21 protein-coding genes are annotated in these 19,238 nt (G+C 25.8%); all 21 read right to left on the reverse strand.

Annotated elements, in window-relative coordinates; genetic code table 11:
* Window positions 1-120 precede the first annotated feature (120 nt).
* Window positions 121-1,212, reverse strand: coding sequence for an FAD-dependent thymidylate synthase (gene thyX / locus CLV39_RS08635; RefSeq protein ID WP_211325009.1), 1,092 nt, complete (start codon window positions 1,210-1,212; stop codon window positions 121-123).
* Between the two features lies 1 nt (window position 1,213).
* Complete coding sequence (locus CLV39_RS00380; RefSeq protein WP_121922256.1) at window positions 1,214-2,536, reverse strand: M16 family metallopeptidase; 1,323 nt, start codon at window positions 2,534-2,536, stop codon at window positions 1,214-1,216.
* Window positions 2,536-3,708: a nucleotide sugar dehydrogenase gene (locus CLV39_RS00385; RefSeq protein ID WP_121922257.1), complete on the reverse strand. Its 1,173-nt coding sequence runs from the start codon at window positions 3,706-3,708 to the stop codon at window positions 2,536-2,538. The genes CLV39_RS00380 and CLV39_RS00385 overlap by 1 nt, the downstream gene beginning before the upstream one ends.
* 36 nt (window positions 3,709-3,744) lie before the next feature.
* Window positions 3,745-4,791: a flagellar biosynthesis protein FlhB gene (gene flhB / locus CLV39_RS00390; protein ID WP_121922258.1), complete on the reverse strand. Its 1,047-nt coding sequence runs from the start codon at window positions 4,789-4,791 to the stop codon at window positions 3,745-3,747.
* 10 nt (window positions 4,792-4,801) lie between these two features.
* Window positions 4,802-5,575 (reverse strand): flagellar biosynthetic protein FliR, encoded by a 774-nt coding sequence (locus CLV39_RS00395; RefSeq protein ID WP_121922259.1) that lies wholly within the window; start codon window positions 5,573-5,575, stop codon window positions 4,802-4,804.
* The gene (gene fliQ, locus CLV39_RS00400; RefSeq protein ID WP_121922260.1) at window positions 5,572-5,841 is read right to left on the reverse strand and encodes a flagellar biosynthesis protein FliQ; all 270 of its coding nucleotides are present in this window, start codon (window positions 5,839-5,841) and stop codon (window positions 5,572-5,574) included. Before fliQ ends, CLV39_RS00395 begins: the two co-directional genes overlap by 4 nt.
* On the reverse strand, window positions 5,838-6,560 hold the full coding sequence (fliP, locus tag CLV39_RS00405; protein ID WP_121922261.1) for a flagellar type III secretion system pore protein FliP: 723 nt from the start codon (window positions 6,558-6,560) through the stop codon (window positions 5,838-5,840). Before fliP ends, fliQ begins: the two co-directional genes overlap by 4 nt.
* Window positions 6,547-6,744, reverse strand: a complete 198-nt coding sequence (locus tag CLV39_RS00410) for a hypothetical protein (RefSeq protein ID WP_170145572.1) — start codon at window positions 6,742-6,744, stop codon at window positions 6,547-6,549. Before CLV39_RS00410 ends, fliP begins: the two co-directional genes overlap by 14 nt.
* Window positions 6,745-6,820: 76 nt before the next feature.
* Complete coding sequence (locus CLV39_RS00415) at window positions 6,821-7,144, reverse strand: FliM/FliN family flagellar motor switch protein (RefSeq protein WP_245960259.1); 324 nt, start codon at window positions 7,142-7,144, stop codon at window positions 6,821-6,823.
* A 2-nt stretch (window positions 7,145-7,146) separates the two neighbouring features.
* Window positions 7,147-7,662, reverse strand: a complete 516-nt coding sequence (locus tag CLV39_RS00420; RefSeq protein ID WP_121922263.1) for a flagellar basal body-associated FliL family protein — start codon at window positions 7,660-7,662, stop codon at window positions 7,147-7,149.
* Window positions 7,663-7,682: 20 nt separating this feature from the next.
* Complete coding sequence (locus CLV39_RS08560) at window positions 7,683-9,521, reverse strand: flagellar hook protein FlgE (protein WP_170145573.1); 1,839 nt, start codon at window positions 9,519-9,521, stop codon at window positions 7,683-7,685.
* Window positions 9,522-9,526: 5 nt separating this feature from the next.
* Window positions 9,527-10,183, reverse strand: coding sequence for a flagellar hook assembly protein FlgD (locus tag CLV39_RS00430; RefSeq protein WP_121922264.1), 657 nt, complete (start codon window positions 10,181-10,183; stop codon window positions 9,527-9,529).
* Entirely contained in the window at window positions 10,164-11,486 is a 1,323-nt protein-coding gene (locus CLV39_RS00435) for a FliI/YscN family ATPase (protein WP_121922265.1), read from the reverse strand. Before CLV39_RS00435 ends, CLV39_RS00430 begins: the two co-directional genes overlap by 20 nt.
* Complete coding sequence (locus tag CLV39_RS00440) at window positions 11,452-12,090, reverse strand: FliH/SctL family protein (protein ID WP_121922266.1); 639 nt, start codon at window positions 12,088-12,090, stop codon at window positions 11,452-11,454. The genes CLV39_RS00435 and CLV39_RS00440 overlap by 35 nt, the downstream gene beginning before the upstream one ends.
* On the reverse strand, window positions 12,087-13,688 hold the full coding sequence (gene fliF / locus CLV39_RS00445; RefSeq protein WP_245960260.1) for a flagellar basal-body MS-ring/collar protein FliF: 1,602 nt from the start codon (window positions 13,686-13,688) through the stop codon (window positions 12,087-12,089). Before fliF ends, CLV39_RS00440 begins: the two co-directional genes overlap by 4 nt.
* A 2-nt stretch (window positions 13,689-13,690) precedes the next feature.
* Window positions 13,691-13,972 (reverse strand): flagellar hook-basal body complex protein FliE, encoded by a 282-nt coding sequence (gene fliE, locus CLV39_RS00450; RefSeq protein WP_121922267.1) that lies wholly within the window; start codon window positions 13,970-13,972, stop codon window positions 13,691-13,693.
* 17 nt (window positions 13,973-13,989) lie between these two features.
* The gene (gene flgC / locus CLV39_RS00455) at window positions 13,990-14,400 is read right to left on the reverse strand and encodes a flagellar basal body rod protein FlgC (protein ID WP_121922268.1); all 411 of its coding nucleotides are present in this window, start codon (window positions 14,398-14,400) and stop codon (window positions 13,990-13,992) included.
* A 7-nt stretch (window positions 14,401-14,407) separates the two neighbouring features.
* Window positions 14,408-14,785: a flagellar basal body rod protein FlgB gene (gene flgB / locus CLV39_RS00460; protein WP_121922269.1), complete on the reverse strand. Its 378-nt coding sequence runs from the start codon at window positions 14,783-14,785 to the stop codon at window positions 14,408-14,410.
* Window positions 14,782-16,710 (reverse strand): tetratricopeptide repeat protein, encoded by a 1,929-nt coding sequence (locus tag CLV39_RS00465; RefSeq protein ID WP_121922270.1) that lies wholly within the window; start codon window positions 16,708-16,710, stop codon window positions 14,782-14,784. Before CLV39_RS00465 ends, flgB begins: the two co-directional genes overlap by 4 nt.
* Complete coding sequence (locus tag CLV39_RS00470) at window positions 16,697-18,562, reverse strand: hypothetical protein (protein ID WP_121922271.1); 1,866 nt, start codon at window positions 18,560-18,562, stop codon at window positions 16,697-16,699. The genes CLV39_RS00465 and CLV39_RS00470 overlap by 14 nt, the downstream gene beginning before the upstream one ends.
* Window positions 18,563-18,610: 48 nt before the next feature.
* Window positions 18,611-19,237 carry a sigma-70 family RNA polymerase sigma factor gene (locus CLV39_RS00475; protein ID WP_170145574.1) on the reverse strand — a complete coding sequence of 209 codons (627 nt, stop codon included), beginning with the start codon at window positions 19,235-19,237 and terminating at the stop codon, window positions 18,611-18,613.
* Window position 19,238 lies beyond the last annotated feature (1 nt).

Raw genomic sequence — 19,238 nt, forward strand, 5'->3', positions numbered from 1 at the left:
CCTACTAAGACTAAAATAAAAGCCCCAATAATACTTGCTATTACAGCAAGAAATATCATAAATCTACTTTCCCAAAGTATTCTTTCTACTACTTGTTCTATTATTTTTCTCATTTTGTATCTATACCTCTATATTTTGTTTTTCTAATAAATATTTCATTGCATTTGCAACCTTTTGTATTTCCCATTGGGCATGTGGATCTGTTCTTTTAGTAATAAAATCTTTTATCCAGCTTAAGGTTCCAGATACTACTATTGTTGTTTTTCTTCCATGTGGAAGTATAAATCTTGCATCTTCTCTTTTTATTTTACAGCTGTAAACTGTATAATCGTAAATGATCTCTGTAAGTTGGTCTATATATCTAAATAAATTTTTTATACTTCTATTTTCTTCAGAGCTTAAAAATTTTTCAACCCTTTTAGCTATTTTTTCTTTTAAAGAATCTTTAGTATCAGTATTTTTAATATATTCAGATATTTCTTTTACTATATCTTTTATAATTTTTAATATTTTATCATTTTCTATTTGACAATTACTTTCTTTTATAGAAGGAGGAATTATAAGCAAGTTTTCATCTTCTTTTACATATCTTTGACTTCTTTGAGAATAATTTAATGCAGTATGTCTTACAAGCTGATGAGTCATAATCCTTGATACATTATCTATATAAAATACTGCATATCCATCATATTCTTTTAATAATCCTATAAGCCAGATATCATCTTTATATCCAAGAGGTTCTATTGGAATATCATATTCTGCCATTTTATTGAAGGTTTCAAAATATCTTTTTTCATCTGTTTCTAAAAGCTCTTCAAGATAATGTCGTAAAGAGATTCCTATTACTGTTTTATATTTAGGATTATAATAAGATTTAAATCTTGTAGCAGCGATTTTTATAGCTGCGATTTCTGCTTTTTTATCTTTTGGTAAATCTTGAAGCTCTTTTCCTACTATTTTGTTTAATTTCTCTTCTTCTAAAGTGTTTAAATCTTTATATGCAAAAGAATGGGCAAAAACTGAGAAATGCTTGTAATTTCCAAGTTTTGATAAAAATTTAGCTCTTTCTTCTTTACTTACTACCCTTGGATCATTTAGAAGATAGTTTAGATCTCCACTGCTGTAGCAAGTTCTTGCACCAATTGCTGTAAATGGAATACTTTCTTTAAAATCTTCAAGAGAAAAAATTTCATGTACTTTAAAAGATTCCAAATTACTTTTCCTCTTCTGGTAAAAGTTGAACTTCTGTATAGTTATCTTTTTTAAAATATTTTCTTAAATACTGATCTATATCTTTTTTAGAAACTTTCTTAATATTATCTATATAATTTAAGGCGTAATTTACATCACCAGTTAAAGCTGCAGCATATCCAAAGTTTTCAGCTTCATTGCTTACTTCTTCAGACGCAAATATACGACTATTTATTATTTTTCTTTTAGCATCTTCAACAAGGTTTTCAGGTACTCCATTCTCTACATAATTAAAAATTAAATCAAATAATTTTTCTTTTGCTTCTTCTACTTTATTAGGCTCTACTACAAAATAAAATAGAAACTGAGAAGTTCCTTTATGGGACATATATCCAGCATAAATACCTTGAACATAGCCTTTTTCTCTTAACTGTTGATATAAAACAGAGCTTTTTCCACCTGCAAGTATATATTCAAGAATAGATGCTACATAACTTTCTTTATCTTTTATAGGTGGTGCCTGCCATCCTATTGCGACATAAGCTCTTGTTATCTGTTTTTTTCTTAATATTTTTTTTCTTATCTCTTTTTGAGGTGGCTCTAAAGGAATTTCAGGATTTGGCTGTGCTTCTTTTTTAGGTTTAACAGTTCCAAATGTATTTTCTACTTCTTTTATAACTTCATCTTTATCAACATTTCCAACAACAACTATATATGTGTTTTTAGGATAATAATGTTTATTAAAATATCCTTTTACAAGTTTTTCATTAAATTTTTCAATAGTTTCTCTATATCCAATTACAGGGTGTTTATAGTTAGAGACTTTATATGCAAGTTTATTATAAGTATCCCAAAGATGAGATTTTGGATTATCAAGATGTCTATTTAGCTCTTCTAATACAATTGGTTTTTCTTTTTTTATCATTTCTTCTGACAATATAGGGGCAGTTGTCATATAAAATAGATATTTAAGCATCTGTTTCCAGTATAAATCTCCAATTTCTATATAATAGTATGTAAAATCAAATGAAGTAGCTGCATTTATAATTCCACCTTTCTTTTCAACTTCAAACTCTATTTCTCCAGGGTTTGTATATTTTGTTCCATTAAAAAGCATATGTTCTAAAAAGTGAGATAAACCTCTTTCATTATCATTTTCATAAACTGAACCTACAGAAAACCAAACCTGTAAAGAAACTGCAGTAGTGTCTGTTCTTGGTTTTACTATTAAAGTTGCACCATTTTTTAGTTTTTCTACATAAACATTATCTTCTAAAGCTTTTATTTCATTTGTTATAGTAAGCATAATTATTAACCCTATAAAAAAATTTTTTAATCTATCCATTAATCTCTACCAAAAACATCTCTTGTATAAACTTTGTTTAGAACATCTTTAATTTCATCTGATATTCTATTTGCAACTATTAAATCTGCTTCTTTTTTAAATTTTTCTAAATCATTTACTACAGGTATTCCAAAAAATTCTTTATCATTCCAAAAAGGTTCATATATGATTATATCTTTTTCTTGAGCTTTCAAGTATTCCATAATATCAATTATAGCAGATGATCTAAAATTATCTGAACCTGCTTTCATTGTAAGTCTATATATACCAATAGTATTTGGGTTTTTTTCTAATATTCTTCTTGCAATATAATATTTTCTTGCAAGATTTGCTTCTACTGTAGCTTTTATTAGATAATGGGGAATTCCATTTTCAAGGTAATTTGCTAAAAGCTGTTTTGTATCTTTTGGAAGACAATACCCACCATAACCAAATGATGGATTGTTATAATGCATTCCAATTCTTGGATCTAAACATACTCCTTCTATAATTTCTTTTGAGTTTAATCCATGCATCTCTGCAAATGTATCAAGCTCATTAAAAAAGGCTACCCTTGTTGCAAGATATGAGTTTGCAAAAAGTTTTATACTTTCTGCTTCTGTAGAACCTGTTAATAAAACAGGTACATCTTTTTTTATTGCTCCTTCAAGTAATAAATCTGCAAATTCTTTTGCTCTTTCACTTTTTTCTCCAACTATTATTCTTGAAGGATATAAATTATCATAAAGAGCTTTTCCTTCTCTTAAAAATTCCGGTGAGAATATAATATTTTCAGTATTAAATCTTTTCTTTGTTTTTTCTGTATAACCTATTGGTATAGTTGATTTAATTATAATTATTGCATCTTTATTTATTTTTAAAACTTCTTTAATTACAGATTCAACAGATTTTGTATTAAAGTAATTTGTAATTGGATCATAATCTGTAGGTGTTGCTATTATTACATATTTTGCATCTTTATAGGCTTCTTCTGGATTTAAAGTTGCTCTAAGATTTAATGGTTTATTTTTCAGATAATCTTCTATATCTTTATCTATTATTGGTGATATTTTTTGATTAATAAGATTTACCTTTTTTTCATCTATATCTCTTAATACTACCTCATTGTTTTGAGCAAGTAGTATTGCATTTGAAAGACCTACATATCCTGCACCTGCAACTGCTATTTTCAAAAAATTGCCTCCTTTTTTATTGAAATATTTATTTTATCATTTTTTATTTTTATAAATTTTAGCTAAAATTTTTGCTACTGCAATATAAAACTCTTCAGGTATTGTATCTCCAATTTCACAAGAATCATATAAAGCTCTAGCAAGAGGTGGATCCTGAACTATAGATACATTATGCTCTTTTGCTTTTTCTATTATTTTTAATGCAACGCTATTTTTACCTTTTGCTATAACCTGCGGAGCATACATCTTTTCCCTATCATATTTTAAAGCTACTGCAAAATGGGTTGGGTTTGTAATTACAACATCTGCTTTTGGAATTTCTGCCATCATTCTTCTCATTGCAAGTTCTCTTTGCTTTCTTTTTATTGCTGCTTTTATTTGAGGATTACCTTCATACATTTTTCTTTCTTCTTTTACTTCTTCTTTTGACATTTTTATATTTTCTTCATACTCATATCTTCTATATAAAAAATCTATAATTGCAATAGGAATAGATAAAAGTGCAAAAAAAAGTATCATTATTAATATATTTTTTATTAAATAATGAAGTTCTTGATTGAAAGGCATAAAAGCTAAACTTGAGCTTTCTTTAAAGATTCTTATAAAAAGTATATAAGCAATAGCTGAAGCCACTATTAGTTTTAGCAAGTTTCTAATAAGTTCAAACACTGTTTTTAAAGAAAAAATTCTTCCAAGTCCTGAAATAGGATTAATTCTATCTAATTTAGGGATTAAAGGTTTTCCAGTTAATAAAAATCCAAACTGACCTACATTAGCAAGAATTCCTATAATCAAAAGGATAGTAAAAACAGGAGCTATTAATATAAAAAATGATTTAAATGTTAAAGAAACAAGTTGTGAAGAATTAGAAGGTATTATATTAAAAACTTGAGAAAAAGTAAAATGAAAATATTCTATAAGATTTTTAGTTGCAAAAGGTATATAGTATATTAAAATTAGAAATGTAATAAATAAAGTTGCAGCAATAGGTATATCCATACTTCTTGCAACTTGCCCTTCTTCTCTTGCTTTTCTTCGCCTATGAGGTGTTGCTTTTTCTGTTTTACTTGGATCTTTTGCCATTTTTTACCTTCTAAATATTCATTACTGCTTTTAAATATATTTTAGTGAATAATTTCATTACATATGAAGCAAATAAAATTGATCCTGATGCTCCTATAGAAAGAGCTAAAAGTCCAACAAAAATCTGCATAGGAAGACCTACTATAAAAACATTTACCTGAGGAATAAGTCTATTAACTAAAGCTAAAGCTACATTAAGCATTAATAAAACAATAACAAAAGGAAAAGCCATTTTTAATGCTAATAAAAATATTAAAGAAGATTTTAATAAAATATACTCAAATATTCCTGAGTCTATTTTAAGCTCAAATAAAGGTACAACTTCAAAACTTTTTACAAGTCCTACAATTAAATATTGATAAGCTCCTGTTATCAAAAATAAAAGATAAAACAAAAATATATAAAATCTATCTAAAATAGATACTTGTCCAAAAGTAGGATCAAAAATGTTCGCTATGGTTAATCCCATAAAATATCCTATAAGCTCTGCTGCATATGAAAATATTGCAATAAATATATGAGTAATAACTCCAAGTAAAATTCCTATAAGAAGTTCTTTTAAGACAAGCATAAATAAAAAAACTAAATTTATATCTGAAACATTAGGAATATTAACATTTGAAAAATGAAAAATAAAAAATGAAAGAGATATAATAAGCATTATTCTTACATTTAAAGGCACAACTTGAGAGTTAAAAATAGGAAAACTAATAAAAAATCCTATTAATCTTGAAAAAACAAGTCCTATAGCTATTGCTTCAGGAAAAGTAATTAAAGGTTTCATTGTATTAGACTAAATAATATATTAAAAATCTCATTTGTAAAATCTATTAATTTTCTAAACATCCAAGAACCAAAAATTATAATTGCAATTAAAGTAGCTACAATTTTAGGAATAAAAGTTAATGTCATCTCGTTAATCTGAGTAGCTGCTTGAAATATACTAACTATTAAACCTACTAAAAAAGTAATTAAAATTACAGGTCCACCTACTATCAAAGCCATCTCAAAAGTTTTATTCATTAAATCAATAGCTTGATCTAATGTCATTTATAACTCTCTATTAAAGCTTTTGTTAAAAGTTCCCATCCATCTGCTAAAACAAAAAGTATTAGTTTAAAAGGAAGGGATATCATCATTGGTGGAATCATCATCATACCCATGGACATTAAGATACTTGCTATTAATAAGTCTATAATTAAAAATGGTAAAAATATTACAAATACTATCTCAAAAGCAGTTTTTATCTCACTTATCATAAATGCAGGAATTAAAGAAATCATACTTACTTCTTCTGGAGATTTTGGTTTTTCCTTAGATAAATCTATAAAAAGTTTCAGATCTTCTTTCCTTGTATTGTTTATCATAAACTTTTTTATAGGTTCTTGTGCTTTTTTTATAGCTTCTACATCTGATATCTGTTTATTTATATAGGGTTGTATAGCATTTTTATTAATATCTTCAAAAACAGGTTTCATTACAAAAAATGTTAAAAATAAAGCAAGAGCTATTATTACTTGATTTGGTGGTGATTGAGGAATACCAAGAGCATGTCTTAAAAGGGATAATACAATAACTATTCTTACAAAAGAAGTAACTGTAATAAGAATGGATGGAACTAAACTAAGAATAGTTATTAAAAATAAGATTTTTAGAGAAATATCTAAATTATTTAATTGAGACAAAGTTTGATTAACAATATCATTCTCAGCAAATGAATAATTAAATAATAAAAAAATAGAAAGTATTAAAATATTAATCTTTTTCATCTACATTATCTTGCTTAATTTTTTCTATTAATTTTAAACCATTTTGATTATCAAATGTGAAAAAAAACTGTTTATCTTTAAGCTGAACAATAATAAAACCTTTATCCTTAGTTAAAAATCTTATATCTTTTATTTTTAGTTCATTGCTCTTTGGCGTTATAGAAAATTTTGAGCCATATCTCATAAATAAAAAATAAAATCCATATATTAATCCAATTATAAATAAAAATGATAAAAGAAATTTTAGAAGATCATATCCTTCAAACAAGGTCTATAATCCTAACACTATATTTTTCATTTACAACAACTAATTCTCCAATAAAAAAACGAGTATCATTTATATAAATATCTATATAATCTTCAAGATGTTTATTTAGCTTTATTATATCCCCTTCTTTTAATTTAAGGATATCTAAGAACATCTTTCTTGATCTACCAATTTCTACAGTTATTTTAAGGGATATATCAGAAAGAAAATCTAAATCTAAGTTTTTAAATTTTTGCATATCTTTTGCCTCAGGATTTTCATCTTTATCCTGAGGCATCCCTTCTTCTAAGCTTTCTAAATTTTTATTCTCTTCCATCATTAAGCTGTCTGTATTACAAATTCTGTAAAGTATACATTTTTTACACCACCAAGAGGAAGAATTGCATTTACTCTTTTTATTATTTCCTCTTTTAAAAGTTCCATTCCTTCTGCAGTTTTTATTTCTTCAGAAGTTTTTGTTAAAAGTAAAGTTGTAATAGTATCTTTTATTTGAGGAAGCCTTTTATCAACTTCCATTTTTACCTGTTCATTCTCAACTTCAAGAACAATTGTTATCTTTAAATATCTGTCTGCATCTCTATCAGCAAGGTTTACTATGAAAGTTCCAAGATCATACATAATTCCTGGTTGCTCTATATTTTTCACATCTTTTACAATCTTTTCAGCCTTTTTTTCCTCTTTTTTCTCTTCACCTTTACTAAAAACAAATTTATAAGCAGCAAAGCCACCAGCTCCTGCTATTATTAAAAATATTAATAAAAAAAGGAGGAGTTTTTTCTTTCCTCCTCCTTTTTGTTCTTGATTTTCTAAGTTTTCTTGGTTTTCGTTAGCCATTTATACCCTCAACTTAAGTTTTATCTCTTTAGATTCATTGTTTCTTGAAGTACTTGATCAGAAGTTGTTATCGTTCTTGCATTTGCTTGATATGCCCTTTGAGCAGTTATAAGATTAATAAACTCTTGGGATATATCAACATTCGAAAGTTCTAAAAAACCTCCTCTAATTTTTGATATAACTCCACCGGGGACTATAATTGGCGTAAATGTTTGACTGTTTGGTAAAAATAGATTATTTCCTTTTCTAACTAAAATTTCCTTGTCTTTAAATGTTGCAATAGCTATTCTTGCCCAATCTCTAACTTGTCCATTTGAATAAACTCCTTTAACAAGTCCATCTTCACTTACAGATACAGATAATAAATCTCCCTTTCCATATCCATCTTGCTCTGCATAAAATATAAAGTCAGATTGTAACTGTTTAAGTTCCTTTAGATTTAATGTATATTGAATAGGATTACCACCTGTATTTAATGTTTGTGAATAATTGTTAGTAGTAGGTATTGCAGCCATTGTTATTTTATCAGGTTGTACAGAGTTATTATTATCAAACTCATAAACAACATCCAATTGATTTACACTTGACACTCCTGTAATATTTATAGCTCCTGTTGAATAGTTAATAGTTCCAACAACATTATTATTATTGTCAAGATCTATAATATTACCATTACCATCATCTGCCCAGTTTACAATATTCCAATTTGTACCATCAAAGTATTTTCTTATATAAACAGAATTTTTTAGTACTGGACTTGTAACACTTCCACCATTAGCGATTCTTTCTGAATAGTAATTATAATCTACTGTTAAGCTTTCTGTAGTACCATTTCCAACAAAACTATTAATGACTATTTTCCCTGTATCATAATCTACAGAACCTATAATTTGATTATTATTATCAAGGTCTACAATATTACCATTACCATCATCTATCCATCTTACATTAAATGTACTTGTTCCATCATTGTAGCTATTAATAACAATAGAACCTGGTAATGATGCAGCCCTATCCAACTTAAATTCTCCATTATCTGATGATTCAGCAGGAGTTTCACCAGTTATAGATGAAACAGGTCCTTGCAAAGAAACTTTGTTTAATTGTCCTAATCCATTAAACTCTACCCTTAAGAACGCATATTGATTACCATTTGCATCTGTAAATTTTACTGGCTCGTCATCTAAAACACCAAAAACTTTCCAAGAATTTGCATCTTCATGGACAAAGTAGTATTTAACTTCATGAGAAACTCCAATACTATCATACACATTAATAGCATTTACATAACTATATGTTCCTGAATCATTTGTATTAAATATATTCCTAACAATTGTACTTGTTGCATCTAAATTAGTAGGAGATTTTAAAGCAAGATTTGAGGTTACCTTTGGAGACATATCATTTGGAATGTTTATAGGGCCAATAGCTCCTGCTATATTTCCTGCTTCATCTAAAGACCATCCTTTTAAGTACATTCCATTTGTATTTATTAAGTTTCCATCTGCATCAGTTCTAAATTGTCCATTTCTTGTATAATAAGTTATTCCTTGTTTATCTTGAACCATAAAAAATCCTTCTCCATCTAATGCTAAATCCGTAGAAGAATTTGTATTCATTAAAGCACCTTGAGAAAAATCTTTTATAGTACTTGCAGCAAAAGCTCCACCACCAATCTCTATATTTTTAGGAGATCCATTTGCAAATGAAGTTGTGCTACTTGAGATTAAATCTTCAAAATTTACTCTTTCAGATTTATACCCTATAGTATTTACATTTGCAATATTATCAGAAATAATAGAAAGCCATTCTTTGTTAGCATTTAAACCAGTATTTCCTGTATAAAATGATTGAATCATGATGACTACCCTCCTATTTGAGAAACTTTATTTAATTCAACTTTATTATTACCAAAAGAAACAAAAATTTGATCATTATCTTTTTCCACTGACTCAACATTTGCATATGAATAAACTTTTGCTTTAACTTCTGTACCACCACTTTTTGCATTTACATAAACTGTATAATAACCATCTTCTAAGGAATTATTATTGATTTCAAAAGGATATTCTTTACCTGCTTGTAAATTTTGAAAAGATTTTCTTTCAACTACATTACCTTGAGAATCTAATAATGTAACTTCAACAATATCTGCATTAGATTCTAAAGAAAATTTAGCGGTTCCTTTACCATCTTTTATATATGTTTGATTTCCTTCATAAAGTATTTTTTTGCCTATAAGAGAAGATGCATAAACTAAGGCATTAGATTCATTAGCTTTTTTTAATGTTTCTATAGTAGATTGAAAATCATTTAAAACTTCCATTTCTCTTAATTTTACTGTATTTTCTATAAACTGAGATATATCCTTAGCTTCAAGAGGATCTTGCCATTGCAAATCAGTTAATAGGACTTTAAGAAAGTCATCATTACTCATTTTAGAATTATCATATCCCGAATCTACAACTGTTATTTCTTTTCCATTTACCCCTTCTATTGTATTAATACCATCTAATGCCATATCTTTCACCTTCCTTTATTATATCTTTTGCTAAATTTTTTAAACTTTGTATACTTTTTTCAAAATTTATTTTATCGTTAATATCTTGCTTTATAAAATTAATAATAGCATCATGAAATTTTATGGCAATATCTATTTTCGGATTTGTTCCTTTTTTATAAAGTCCTAAATTAATCATATCTTCTGCTTCTTTATACATACTTTCCATTTCCATTATTATTGATTGATATTTCATTATTTCGGAAGAAACAAGTTGAGGCATTAGTCTACTTATGCTTTTTAATATATCTATTGCAGGATATATTCTTTTATTAGCTATTTCTCTTGAAAGGACTATATGTCCATCTAAGAAACTTATTGCTGCATCTGCAATAGGATCTGCTGATATATCATCTCCTTCAACTAGTACTGTATAAAATCCTGTAATACTTCCTTTTTTAAATTTACCAGTAGATTCTATGATTTTAGGAAGTAAATTAAATACAGATGGTGTATATCCCTTTGTTGTAGGGGGTTCACCTACTATTAAGCCTATTTCTCTTTGAGCCATTGCAAGTCTTGTTAAAGAATCAAATAAAAGGTTTACATTTTTACCTTTATTTGCAAAATAAGTTGCTATTGCATTGGCAGCATAAGCAGCTCTTATTTTAGTAAGAGGTGGTTGGTCTGAAGTTGCAACTACAACTATAGATCTTTTTAATCCTTCTTCTCCTAAATTGTCTTCAACAAACTCTCTAACTTCTCTTCCTCTTTCTCCAATCAAAGCTATTACATTTAAGTCTGCAGAAGAAAATTTAGCTATCATTCCTAATAATGTACTTTTTCCTACTCCTGCTCCTGCAAGAAGTCCTACTCTTTGGCCTTTTCCAATACTAAATAAACTATTAATTACTCTAATTCCTGTATCAAGAGGCTCATCTATTCTTTCTCTTAAAAGAGGATTTATAGGTTCAAGTTTTAGGTTAATTTTATCTTCTAATATTAAATTCTCTTTATTTAAAGGGTTACCAAAAGCATCAATTATTGTTCCAACTAATTTTTCCCCTACTTTAGCATAAGGAAAATATCCCTTTGTTTTTACCTTACTTCCTACTTTTATACCATAGGTATCATTAAAAACCATAAGCAGTGTTTTATCTTCTTTAAAACCAATAACTTCGGCTTCAAATTTATCATCTATTTGACAAGCATCTCCAACAGAAACTCTCGGAAGATATGCTTCTATTAATGGTCCAACAACACTTTTTACTTCACCTGTTATCACATATCTATGAATGCTTTTTAAGTTCTCTAATAAGCTCATTTTTTATACTTTCCATTTTTTCTTTAAAACTACTTTCTATAGAAAATTTATCAAACTTAATTATAAAATCTCCCTCAGGTATATTTGCTTCTTCTACTTTATAAGGGAAATTTTCAAAATATTTTATTAAATTTTTATTTACTAAAATTTTTACTACTTTTTCTTTTTCAAAATCATTTATAATTTCAAGAATTTTTTCTTTTAAAAATTCTATATTATTTGGATTTATAAATAATAAATTTAAAATTTCTTCTAAACTATTTAAAATAATATCTGTAATATTTTTAGTATACTCATTTTTTAAATTTTCTATTTGAGCTGGAATTTGTTTTAAAAGATTTTCTTTTTCTTTTTCACAGTTTTGTTTTATATTTTCTATTTCAGATTTATAATTATTAAGTAACTGAGTTTCTTTTTCTTTTAATATATTTTGATAAAATTCTTCTTTTTCTTTTGATATTTCCTCTATTGCCTTTTTATATCCTTCTTCAAACTTCTGTTTTGATATTTCTTTTAGCTTTTTTTCATATTCTGCTTTAATTTGATTTATATCTATATTTTCTTCTCTATTTTCAAAATCAAAGTCTTCAATTCTTAAGTTCATTGTTCCTTCAACCAGGATCTTATTAATGTAGCTATTATTTCTGGATTTTCATCAGCTATTTTTAATAGTTTAATATAATCTGGATCTTTATCAATATTTATTTCTTCCATTTCTTTGGCTGCTGATACTGCTGCTAAAGCTTCTGCTTGGGGTCCGCCATATCCAATACCTTCTGCTCCTAAGGATGGAGCAGGAGTTTTTGCTTTCTTTGATTTTAAGAATATAGCTAATATTAATAAAAGTAGTGTTAATATAACAATAGCAAGAGAGGCTATAATAATAATTTCTTTTAAGGATAAAGGTTTACTTTCTGCTATGGTAGCTTGAGGTTTCATCTCAAATGGAACACTTACAACAGTTACTTTATCTCCTCTTTTCGGATCATATCCTATAGCACTTTTTACAAGTTCCTCATACTGTTTTATTTCTTCTGGAGACCGAGGTATAAATTTATAGGTAATATTTCCATTTTTATCTTTTACTTCTTGATATTTACCATCTATTAATACACCAACACTAATTTTTTTTATTTTAAAAATAGGTTGGGTTTTTGCTATTATACTTTTTGATACATCATAATTTCTTGTTCTATCTTCTTTTTTACTTTCAAGAATATTGTTGTTTTCTCCTAAATCCATAATTGGAGGTACATTTGTAGAGGTTCCAGGGGGACCATAATCTTTTTTCTCTTTAACTTTCTTTTCTTCTTTTATTCTTCTTTCACTAACTACTGCAGTTTTATCTGGATCATAAATCTCATCTTTTTGTTTTAAATTTCCTGTCTCAAGTTCTACTGTAGCCCTTACTACAACTTTACCATATCCTAATGCATGAGATAACATAGACTGGATATTTCTTTCTATCTGTTTTTCTAATTTTGTTTTTAGTTGAACAGTTTTGTCTGCTTTTGCTGTTTCATCTTGTTCTATTAAATCTGATAAAACTCTACCTCTATTATCTACAACAGTGACATTTTCAGGTTTTAATTTTGGGACAGATCTTGAAACTAAAAAAACTATTGCTTTTACCTGTTCAGGAGTTAAATCTTTACCTGGGAATAACTTTACTAAAATAGATGCTTTTGGTTGATCTTCTTCTCTTGCAAAAATACTTTCTTTTGGAAGAGCAATATTAACTTTTGAAGCAATTACAGGATCAAGCTGATTTATAGTTCTTTCTAACTCTCCTTCTAATGCTCTAAGATAATTAACATTTTCTTGAAACTGGGTAATACCCATTTTAGGTTCTTTGAATATTTCAAATCCAACAGTACTTCCTGAAGGAATACCTTTTGCTGCAAGTTTTAATCTTACATCATAAACTTTATCTTTTGGTACAAGTATAATACTTCCATTTCCTTCAACTTTATATGGAATTTTTTCTTCTTGAAGAACTGTCAAAACTTGCCCTGCATCTTCAGGACTTAAATTAGTATATAAAACTGCATAATCCTGCTTGGAAGATGTAGAGAAAATTATAAATCCTAAAATGCTTAATATAGCAAGGCCGATAAGACCAATAGCTATATATTTAGCTTCTAAATATTTTTGTAAGCTCTCCGGAAGTTTCCCTTTTATATTATCTAAAGGTGATGCCAATTTTATACCTGCATTCTCATTATTTCTTGATAACTTTCAAGGGCTTTATTTCTAATCTCTGTAATTAATGTAAAAGATATACCTGCTTTTTCTATTTGATAAAGAAGTTGCTCCATATTTTTAACTTCACCATTTAGGATTTTTTCTTTAGCTACTTTTGCTGTTTTTAAATCATTATTAACATCTGCAATAAAGTTTTCTAACATTTTACCAAAAGAGTTATCTTCTTGCTTCTTTACTGGATTATCTATTAAAAAATTTTCACCAAGCCCATTTATTTTCATAACTAAATCCTCCAAACTTATACTTTAATAATTTCTAAGCTTTTTATTAACATATTTTTATGAGTATTAAATGCAGTAAGATTTGCTTCATAACTTCTTGCTGCAGACATCATATCTACCATTTCTTTTAAAGGATCAACATTTGGAAGTTTAACATATCCATTTTTATCTGCCAGAGGATTGTTAGGATCATATTTAAGTTTAAAAGGTGATTTGTCTTCTTCTATTTTTGCTACTTTTACTTTATACAAAGGAATATTTGATTCTTTATCTAATATAGATTGAAATACTGGGACTTTTCTCCTATAAGGTTGTCCATTTTTTTCATTTACTGAATTTACATTAGCAATATTACTAGATATTATATCTATTCTTACTTTTTGTGCTTCCATTCCAGTCATAGATATTTCTAATCCTTTAAAAAGCATCACTTATTTACCTCCCTTTAATTGCATACTTTAATCTGCCAAAATCTTTTTTCATAATCTCTATTAATGTTTTATACATTATTGAGCTTTCAGCTAATTTAGCCAGTTCATGATCAACATCTACTTTATTTTTATCATATCCACTATAATATCCATCTTCTACAACTTTTAATTTAGTCTCATTTTTTATTTCTGGAGATATATGCTTTGGATCTGTTTTTTTCAGTTTTATCTGTTCATTTAAAACTTTCTCAAAAACTAAATCCTTAGGTTTATAATTTGGTGTGTCTGCATTTGCTATATTACTTTGAATAATTTTTGTTCTTTCTAAATAATATGATGCTTTTTCTGAAACTTTATCTAAATCATTAAATAAAAAGCTCATTTTTTTACCTCCTGAAAAAGCCTGAAATCTTGATAAATATTTTTAGCTATATTAGCCCATTTGTTATTACAACTACTTATTCTTTTATATATCTCATCTATGTTATTTATCTTGTTTATTCTTATTTTTGTTATTAAGTACCAGCTATTTATATTGCAATCCTGTTTATAAGTTTCGGATAACTTACTTAAAACTTGATATAGTAAATTATAATTTCCAAAATTTATTGTTTTATTTGCAAACATATCTAAAACTTTTTTATAGAAAGAAGAATTTTTATATTTTTCTTTAATTAAGTCTAAATTCCTATAAAATAGCTTATAGGCATTGTTTATATCATCTTTATAAAGTTTATATGATGCTAAGATTATTGAAGATTCTTTTTCTTTACATTTTCTAATTTTAGGAAGGTGTTTTTTTACAGTTTCCAATTTATCAAGCATTATATAATTTTTTGAAATTAATATATTTGTTTTACAATCTTTTTTTATTATTTTGTTTAATATGTTTAAAGATTTTTTATATTCTCCTATCTCAAAATATGCTTTTCCTAATAAAAATTTAGATTTATCATCTTTATATTTATCAACTAAGAATTTCAAAATTTCTATTTTATATTTATTATTACAGCTTGAAACTCTTTGTGATATTTTAATTAGGAATTCTTTATTAAAGATTTCATAAAAAAACCTTTTATTTGAAGAAAATACTAAACAGAGCCATTTAGGTTCAATATTTAGTAAATCTTTTTTCCATAATTTTCTTATATACTCTCTTTCTTGGTAATTAAATCTTGCAATTTCAAGAACTGATAATTCCCAAGACAATTTATCATAAAGCAGTTTTGAGTTATATTTAAATATAAAATTTCCAAAATCTGCTAAAGCATATCTACCAACTGAGTTATTTCTATTTGTTATAAGGATAAAATATACAAACCTAAAAGGTTCTTTTAACCATTCATCTTTTGCTCTTAAGATTCTTTTATTAAATTCTGGAATATTCCTATAGCCAATTATTTTAAGTTTAGCAATTGTTGCTTCTTTTGTTTTTTTATAATTATTTGCTAAATAATAATAATGATTAAAAGCTGTTGGATAATCTTTTTGTATTATGTCTATATCACCAAGCCTAAGCATAGACTTTCTAATTATTTCTTGATTTTGGGTAATACTTACTATTCTTCTAAATAACTGCTTTGCAAAATCTAATTTTCCAATTCTATACATATTTTCTGCAACTACAAAATAAAATTCAGGGTTATCTATAAGATAAGATTCAAACTCTTTATATGTTTTATAAAGATATTTATAAGCTTCATTGTATTTACCATTTTGGAAAAGAAGTAGTCCTTTTAAAAATCTAACTTCTGGGTCTTGTATATTTTGTAATAACTTTTTTGCACTTAGTTTAATTGCATATTGTGTTATTATATCTAATTTCTTATACCATATAGCAGTTCTAAGAATTCCAATAAGAGATTTATAATACTTATTTTTATCTTTTGTCATGAATAAGGATGTCTTATAAAAAAACATTGCTCTTTCATAAAAGCCCAAAACTTCATATAAATTTCCTTTTGTATAATAGTAATCCCAACCTACCTTTTTTTTCTTTCCTAAATAAAGGTTTAAAAAATATAATCCAGCTGTTAGGTATGTTTTAATTCCTGTTTTTCTTCCTATACTTATATATATCTTACTAAGTAAAAATAAAGAAGGAGCATAATAAGGGCTTTTTGGGTATTTTATAATTTTATATAAATCATCTATAGCTGAATAATAATCTTTTATTTTATATTCTCTAAATGCTTGATTGTATAATTTCTTTAAATTTAAATTTTCCGATTTTTTTTCTACTGAATATGCTAAATTGAAGAATATACCTGTGATAACTACTATAAGTAAAAATTTATACTTTAACATTTATTTCTCTGGCTTTACCTTTTGAATTTAAAGATATTTTTTCATCTTTAGATTTTATTTCAAGCTTATACTCTTTAAAACCATATTCTTGTATTATAGATTTTATTTCTTCTTTCATTGTTTTTATATCTCCAAAGGTTTGAGTATATATGGCAATATTAAGTTTTTGATTTACTAAACTTGCCCTAATAGATATATTTTCAATATTTAATTTTACTGACAATAGTTTATTTATATTCTCTTTTAAAGACTGAATATGTTCTATTTTTTCTGCTTGATTTATGTGTTGAATCTCAAAATTATTATCTAACCCTTGATCAAAGGAAAAATCATTATTAGTTGAAATGGATGCTTGAGTATTATCGTTTTCAATTTTATATGTTTTCTTCAATTCTTTTTGTATATTTTGAGTTATAAGGTTTGTAGGTATATTTTTATTAATCTCATTAAAAGAGTTATTTATATTTTCTTTAGTTGATATTGCTTGATTATCTTCTTTCCAACTAAAATTTTTATCTATTTTTGAAAAATAAAAATAACTTTTATGTTTATTATAATATTTAGCTTTTAGCTGATGTATATTATTATCTGTTGGATAAACTTTTCCTTTATTATTTATATGTTTCTTATTAATTACTATAGTTTTTGATTTTATTATATCTGCTAACTGTTTTATAGTTTTAGAAACATTAACTTCTGTTTTTTTAGTAGACTTAATCTTCTGATTAAGATTTAAATTATTTAAAAATAAAGTATTATTAGATAAGTTAAAGTTAGTATTTGATTGTTTTTTTATGAACTTTGAAAAAGAAATATTAGAATTATCTGTTTGTTTTTTAATTTCAGGATTATAAATAATTACGGATTTGTGAGTTTTTAGCTTTTCTAAATTGATTTTTGTATGTGCTGTTTTAATTTTAGTAGTTTTGTGTTTTGAATTAACATTTCCAGTATTAATTAAATTAATTAATGGTAAATTTTCCTGTTCTTCATTATATGAAAGTTGTTTATCTTTTAAGCCTTTGTCTATTTTTAAATCTTTTTGTTTTTTAGAAGTTTTATTTATATGATTCTCTATATTTAATATATTGTTATTTATAGGTTCTTGATGTTGAAGAATTTTTTCTATTTTTTTATCAGAAATTTTAAAGCTAATTTTATTATCTTGATTATTTTTATTGGTAAAATTTAGTTTTATATCTTCAGTATTTTTTAATTTTCCTATATTTTTAACAATTTTATTGCCTTTACTTGAGATAAAATCATTAGAATTATTAATATTATTAAAGTATCTTTCATTAGTACTGAAAGTATTTTTTGTTTTATCTTGATAAATTATTCTTTTATTTTCAGTGTTTTTTAAGTCCTTTGTATTCTTTATAGTTTGGTTATTTTCAATTGAGATAATATTTATATTTTTACTATTAGATTTGTTATCAATATTAGTTAAATGTTTTTCATTAGCTATATTTATTGTTTTTTTTGACTTTAAGAAATTTTCAATTTTATCTTGATTAGTTATTCTTTTATTTTTCTTATTTAGTAGCCTAAAAGTTCTTTCATTTGTTTTTAGGTTGTTCTTTTTTTCAGTGATTTTAAGGATTTTATTATCGTCAATGTTTTCTTTATAGGATTTATTATATTTTTTATTTATTATCAAATTTCTTTGGTAGTTTTTGAAATACTTTATATAATCATTTGTATTTTCTTTACTCGTTTTCTTTAGGAATTCTTTTTTTGTAAAAAAATCTAATGCTTCTTCAAATTTTATTTTTACAGGCTTATTAGATTTTTTTGTTTCTTTTATAAATAGCTTATTTAAAAGCAGATTTTTTATTTTTACAGTATTCATAATTTATATGACTAATTTAGCTTATGGATTATATTTCGTCAATAACTTTTAATATTTAAATATATTTTTAAGTTTTTTTATAGCTTGAGATTTGAGCTGTGAAATTCTACCTATGGATATACCTAGTTTTTCTGAAATTTCCTTTAAATCTTTTTCTTCAAAAAAAATCATCTGAATAACCCTTTTTTCGTTTTCCGTTAATAAATTTAAGGTTGCCTCTATTTTTTCTCTTAATTCTACTTTTTGTGCATACTCTTCCGGGGATTCCATATCTGATTTTAAAGTATCTACGAATTTTAAATTTTCACTATTACCTATTGCTTTTTCTATACTTAGAAATATTGCTGAATTTGAAAGAGGCATATCCATGATTTCATCAATAGGTTTTTCTTCTTTTTTTATTTTATCTCTTATACCTCTTGGAACAATATCTATACTCCTTAAATAATCTAAAATTTCACCTCTAATTCTTATATATGCATATGTTGAGAATTTTGCTTTATCTTCATCGTAATTATCTAATGCTTTCATTAAACCTATTACGCCTATATTTACAAGCTCATCAAAATCTATTTCTCCTTTTGGAATTCTATAATAGATTTTACTTGCTACTTTCTTTACAAGATTTAAATTATCTAAGATGATTTTATCTTTTTCTTCTTTTGTTAGTTGCATA

Source organism: Hydrogenothermus marinus, assembly GCF_003688665.1.
Classification (GTDB): domain Bacteria; phylum Aquificota; class Aquificia; order Aquificales; family Hydrogenothermaceae; genus Hydrogenothermus; species Hydrogenothermus marinus.

What these genes read in the sequence shown, in the direction of transcription:
- CLV39_RS00435 (WP_121922265.1), bottom strand. Translation starts at nt 11,486, where the DNA reads ATGAGCTTATTAGAGAACTTAAAAAGCATTCATAGATATGTGATAACA.
- CLV39_RS00415 (WP_245960259.1), bottom strand. Translation starts at nt 7,144, where the DNA reads ATGGAAGAGAATAAAAATTTAGAAAGCTTAGAAGAAGGGATGCCTCAG.
- CLV39_RS00410 (WP_170145572.1), bottom strand. Translation starts at nt 6,744, where the DNA reads ATGAGATATGGCTCAAAATTTTCTATAACGCCAAAGAGCAATGAACTA.
- CLV39_RS00475 (WP_170145574.1), bottom strand. Translation starts at nt 19,237, where the DNA reads ATGCAACTAACAAAAGAAGAAAAAGATAAAATCATCTTAGATAATTTA.
- CLV39_RS00380 (WP_121922256.1), bottom strand. Translation starts at nt 2,536, where the DNA reads ATGGATAGATTAAAAAATTTTTTTATAGGGTTAATAATTATGCTTACT.
- flgC (WP_121922268.1), bottom strand. Translation starts at nt 14,400, where the DNA reads ATGCTTTTTAAAGGATTAGAAATATCTATGACTGGAATGGAAGCACAA.
- fliQ (WP_121922260.1), bottom strand. Translation starts at nt 5,841, where the DNA reads ATGACATTAGATCAAGCTATTGATTTAATGAATAAAACTTTTGAGATG.
- fliE (WP_121922267.1), bottom strand. Translation starts at nt 13,972, where the DNA reads ATGAAAATAAATGGGCTTGGTGAAAATTTTTTAATAGATAATCCAGTA.
- CLV39_RS00430 (WP_121922264.1), bottom strand. Translation starts at nt 10,183, where the DNA reads ATGGCATTAGATGGTATTAATACAATAGAAGGGGTAAATGGAAAAGAA.
- CLV39_RS00395 (WP_121922259.1), bottom strand. Translation starts at nt 5,575, where the DNA reads ATGAAACCTTTAATTACTTTTCCTGAAGCAATAGCTATAGGACTTGTT.
- flgB (WP_121922269.1), bottom strand. Translation starts at nt 14,785, where the DNA reads ATGAGCTTTTTATTTAATGATTTAGATAAAGTTTCAGAAAAAGCATCA.
- CLV39_RS00440 (WP_121922266.1), bottom strand. Translation starts at nt 12,090, where the DNA reads ATGAACTTAAGAATTGAAGACTTTGATTTTGAAAATAGAGAAGAAAAT.
- CLV39_RS00465 (WP_121922270.1), bottom strand. Translation starts at nt 16,710, where the DNA reads ATGTTAAAGTATAAATTTTTACTTATAGTAGTTATCACAGGTATATTC.
- fliP (WP_121922261.1), bottom strand. Translation starts at nt 6,560, where the DNA reads ATGAAAAAGATTAATATTTTAATACTTTCTATTTTTTTATTATTTAAT.
- CLV39_RS00420 (WP_121922263.1), bottom strand. Translation starts at nt 7,662, where the DNA reads ATGGCTAACGAAAACCAAGAAAACTTAGAAAATCAAGAACAAAAAGGA.
- flhB (WP_121922258.1), bottom strand. Translation starts at nt 4,791, where the DNA reads ATGGCAAAAGATCCAAGTAAAACAGAAAAAGCAACACCTCATAGGCGA.
- CLV39_RS00470 (WP_121922271.1), bottom strand. Translation starts at nt 18,562, where the DNA reads ATGAATACTGTAAAAATAAAAAATCTGCTTTTAAATAAGCTATTTATA.
- CLV39_RS08560 (WP_170145573.1), bottom strand. Translation starts at nt 9,521, where the DNA reads ATGATTCAATCATTTTATACAGGAAATACTGGTTTAAATGCTAACAAA.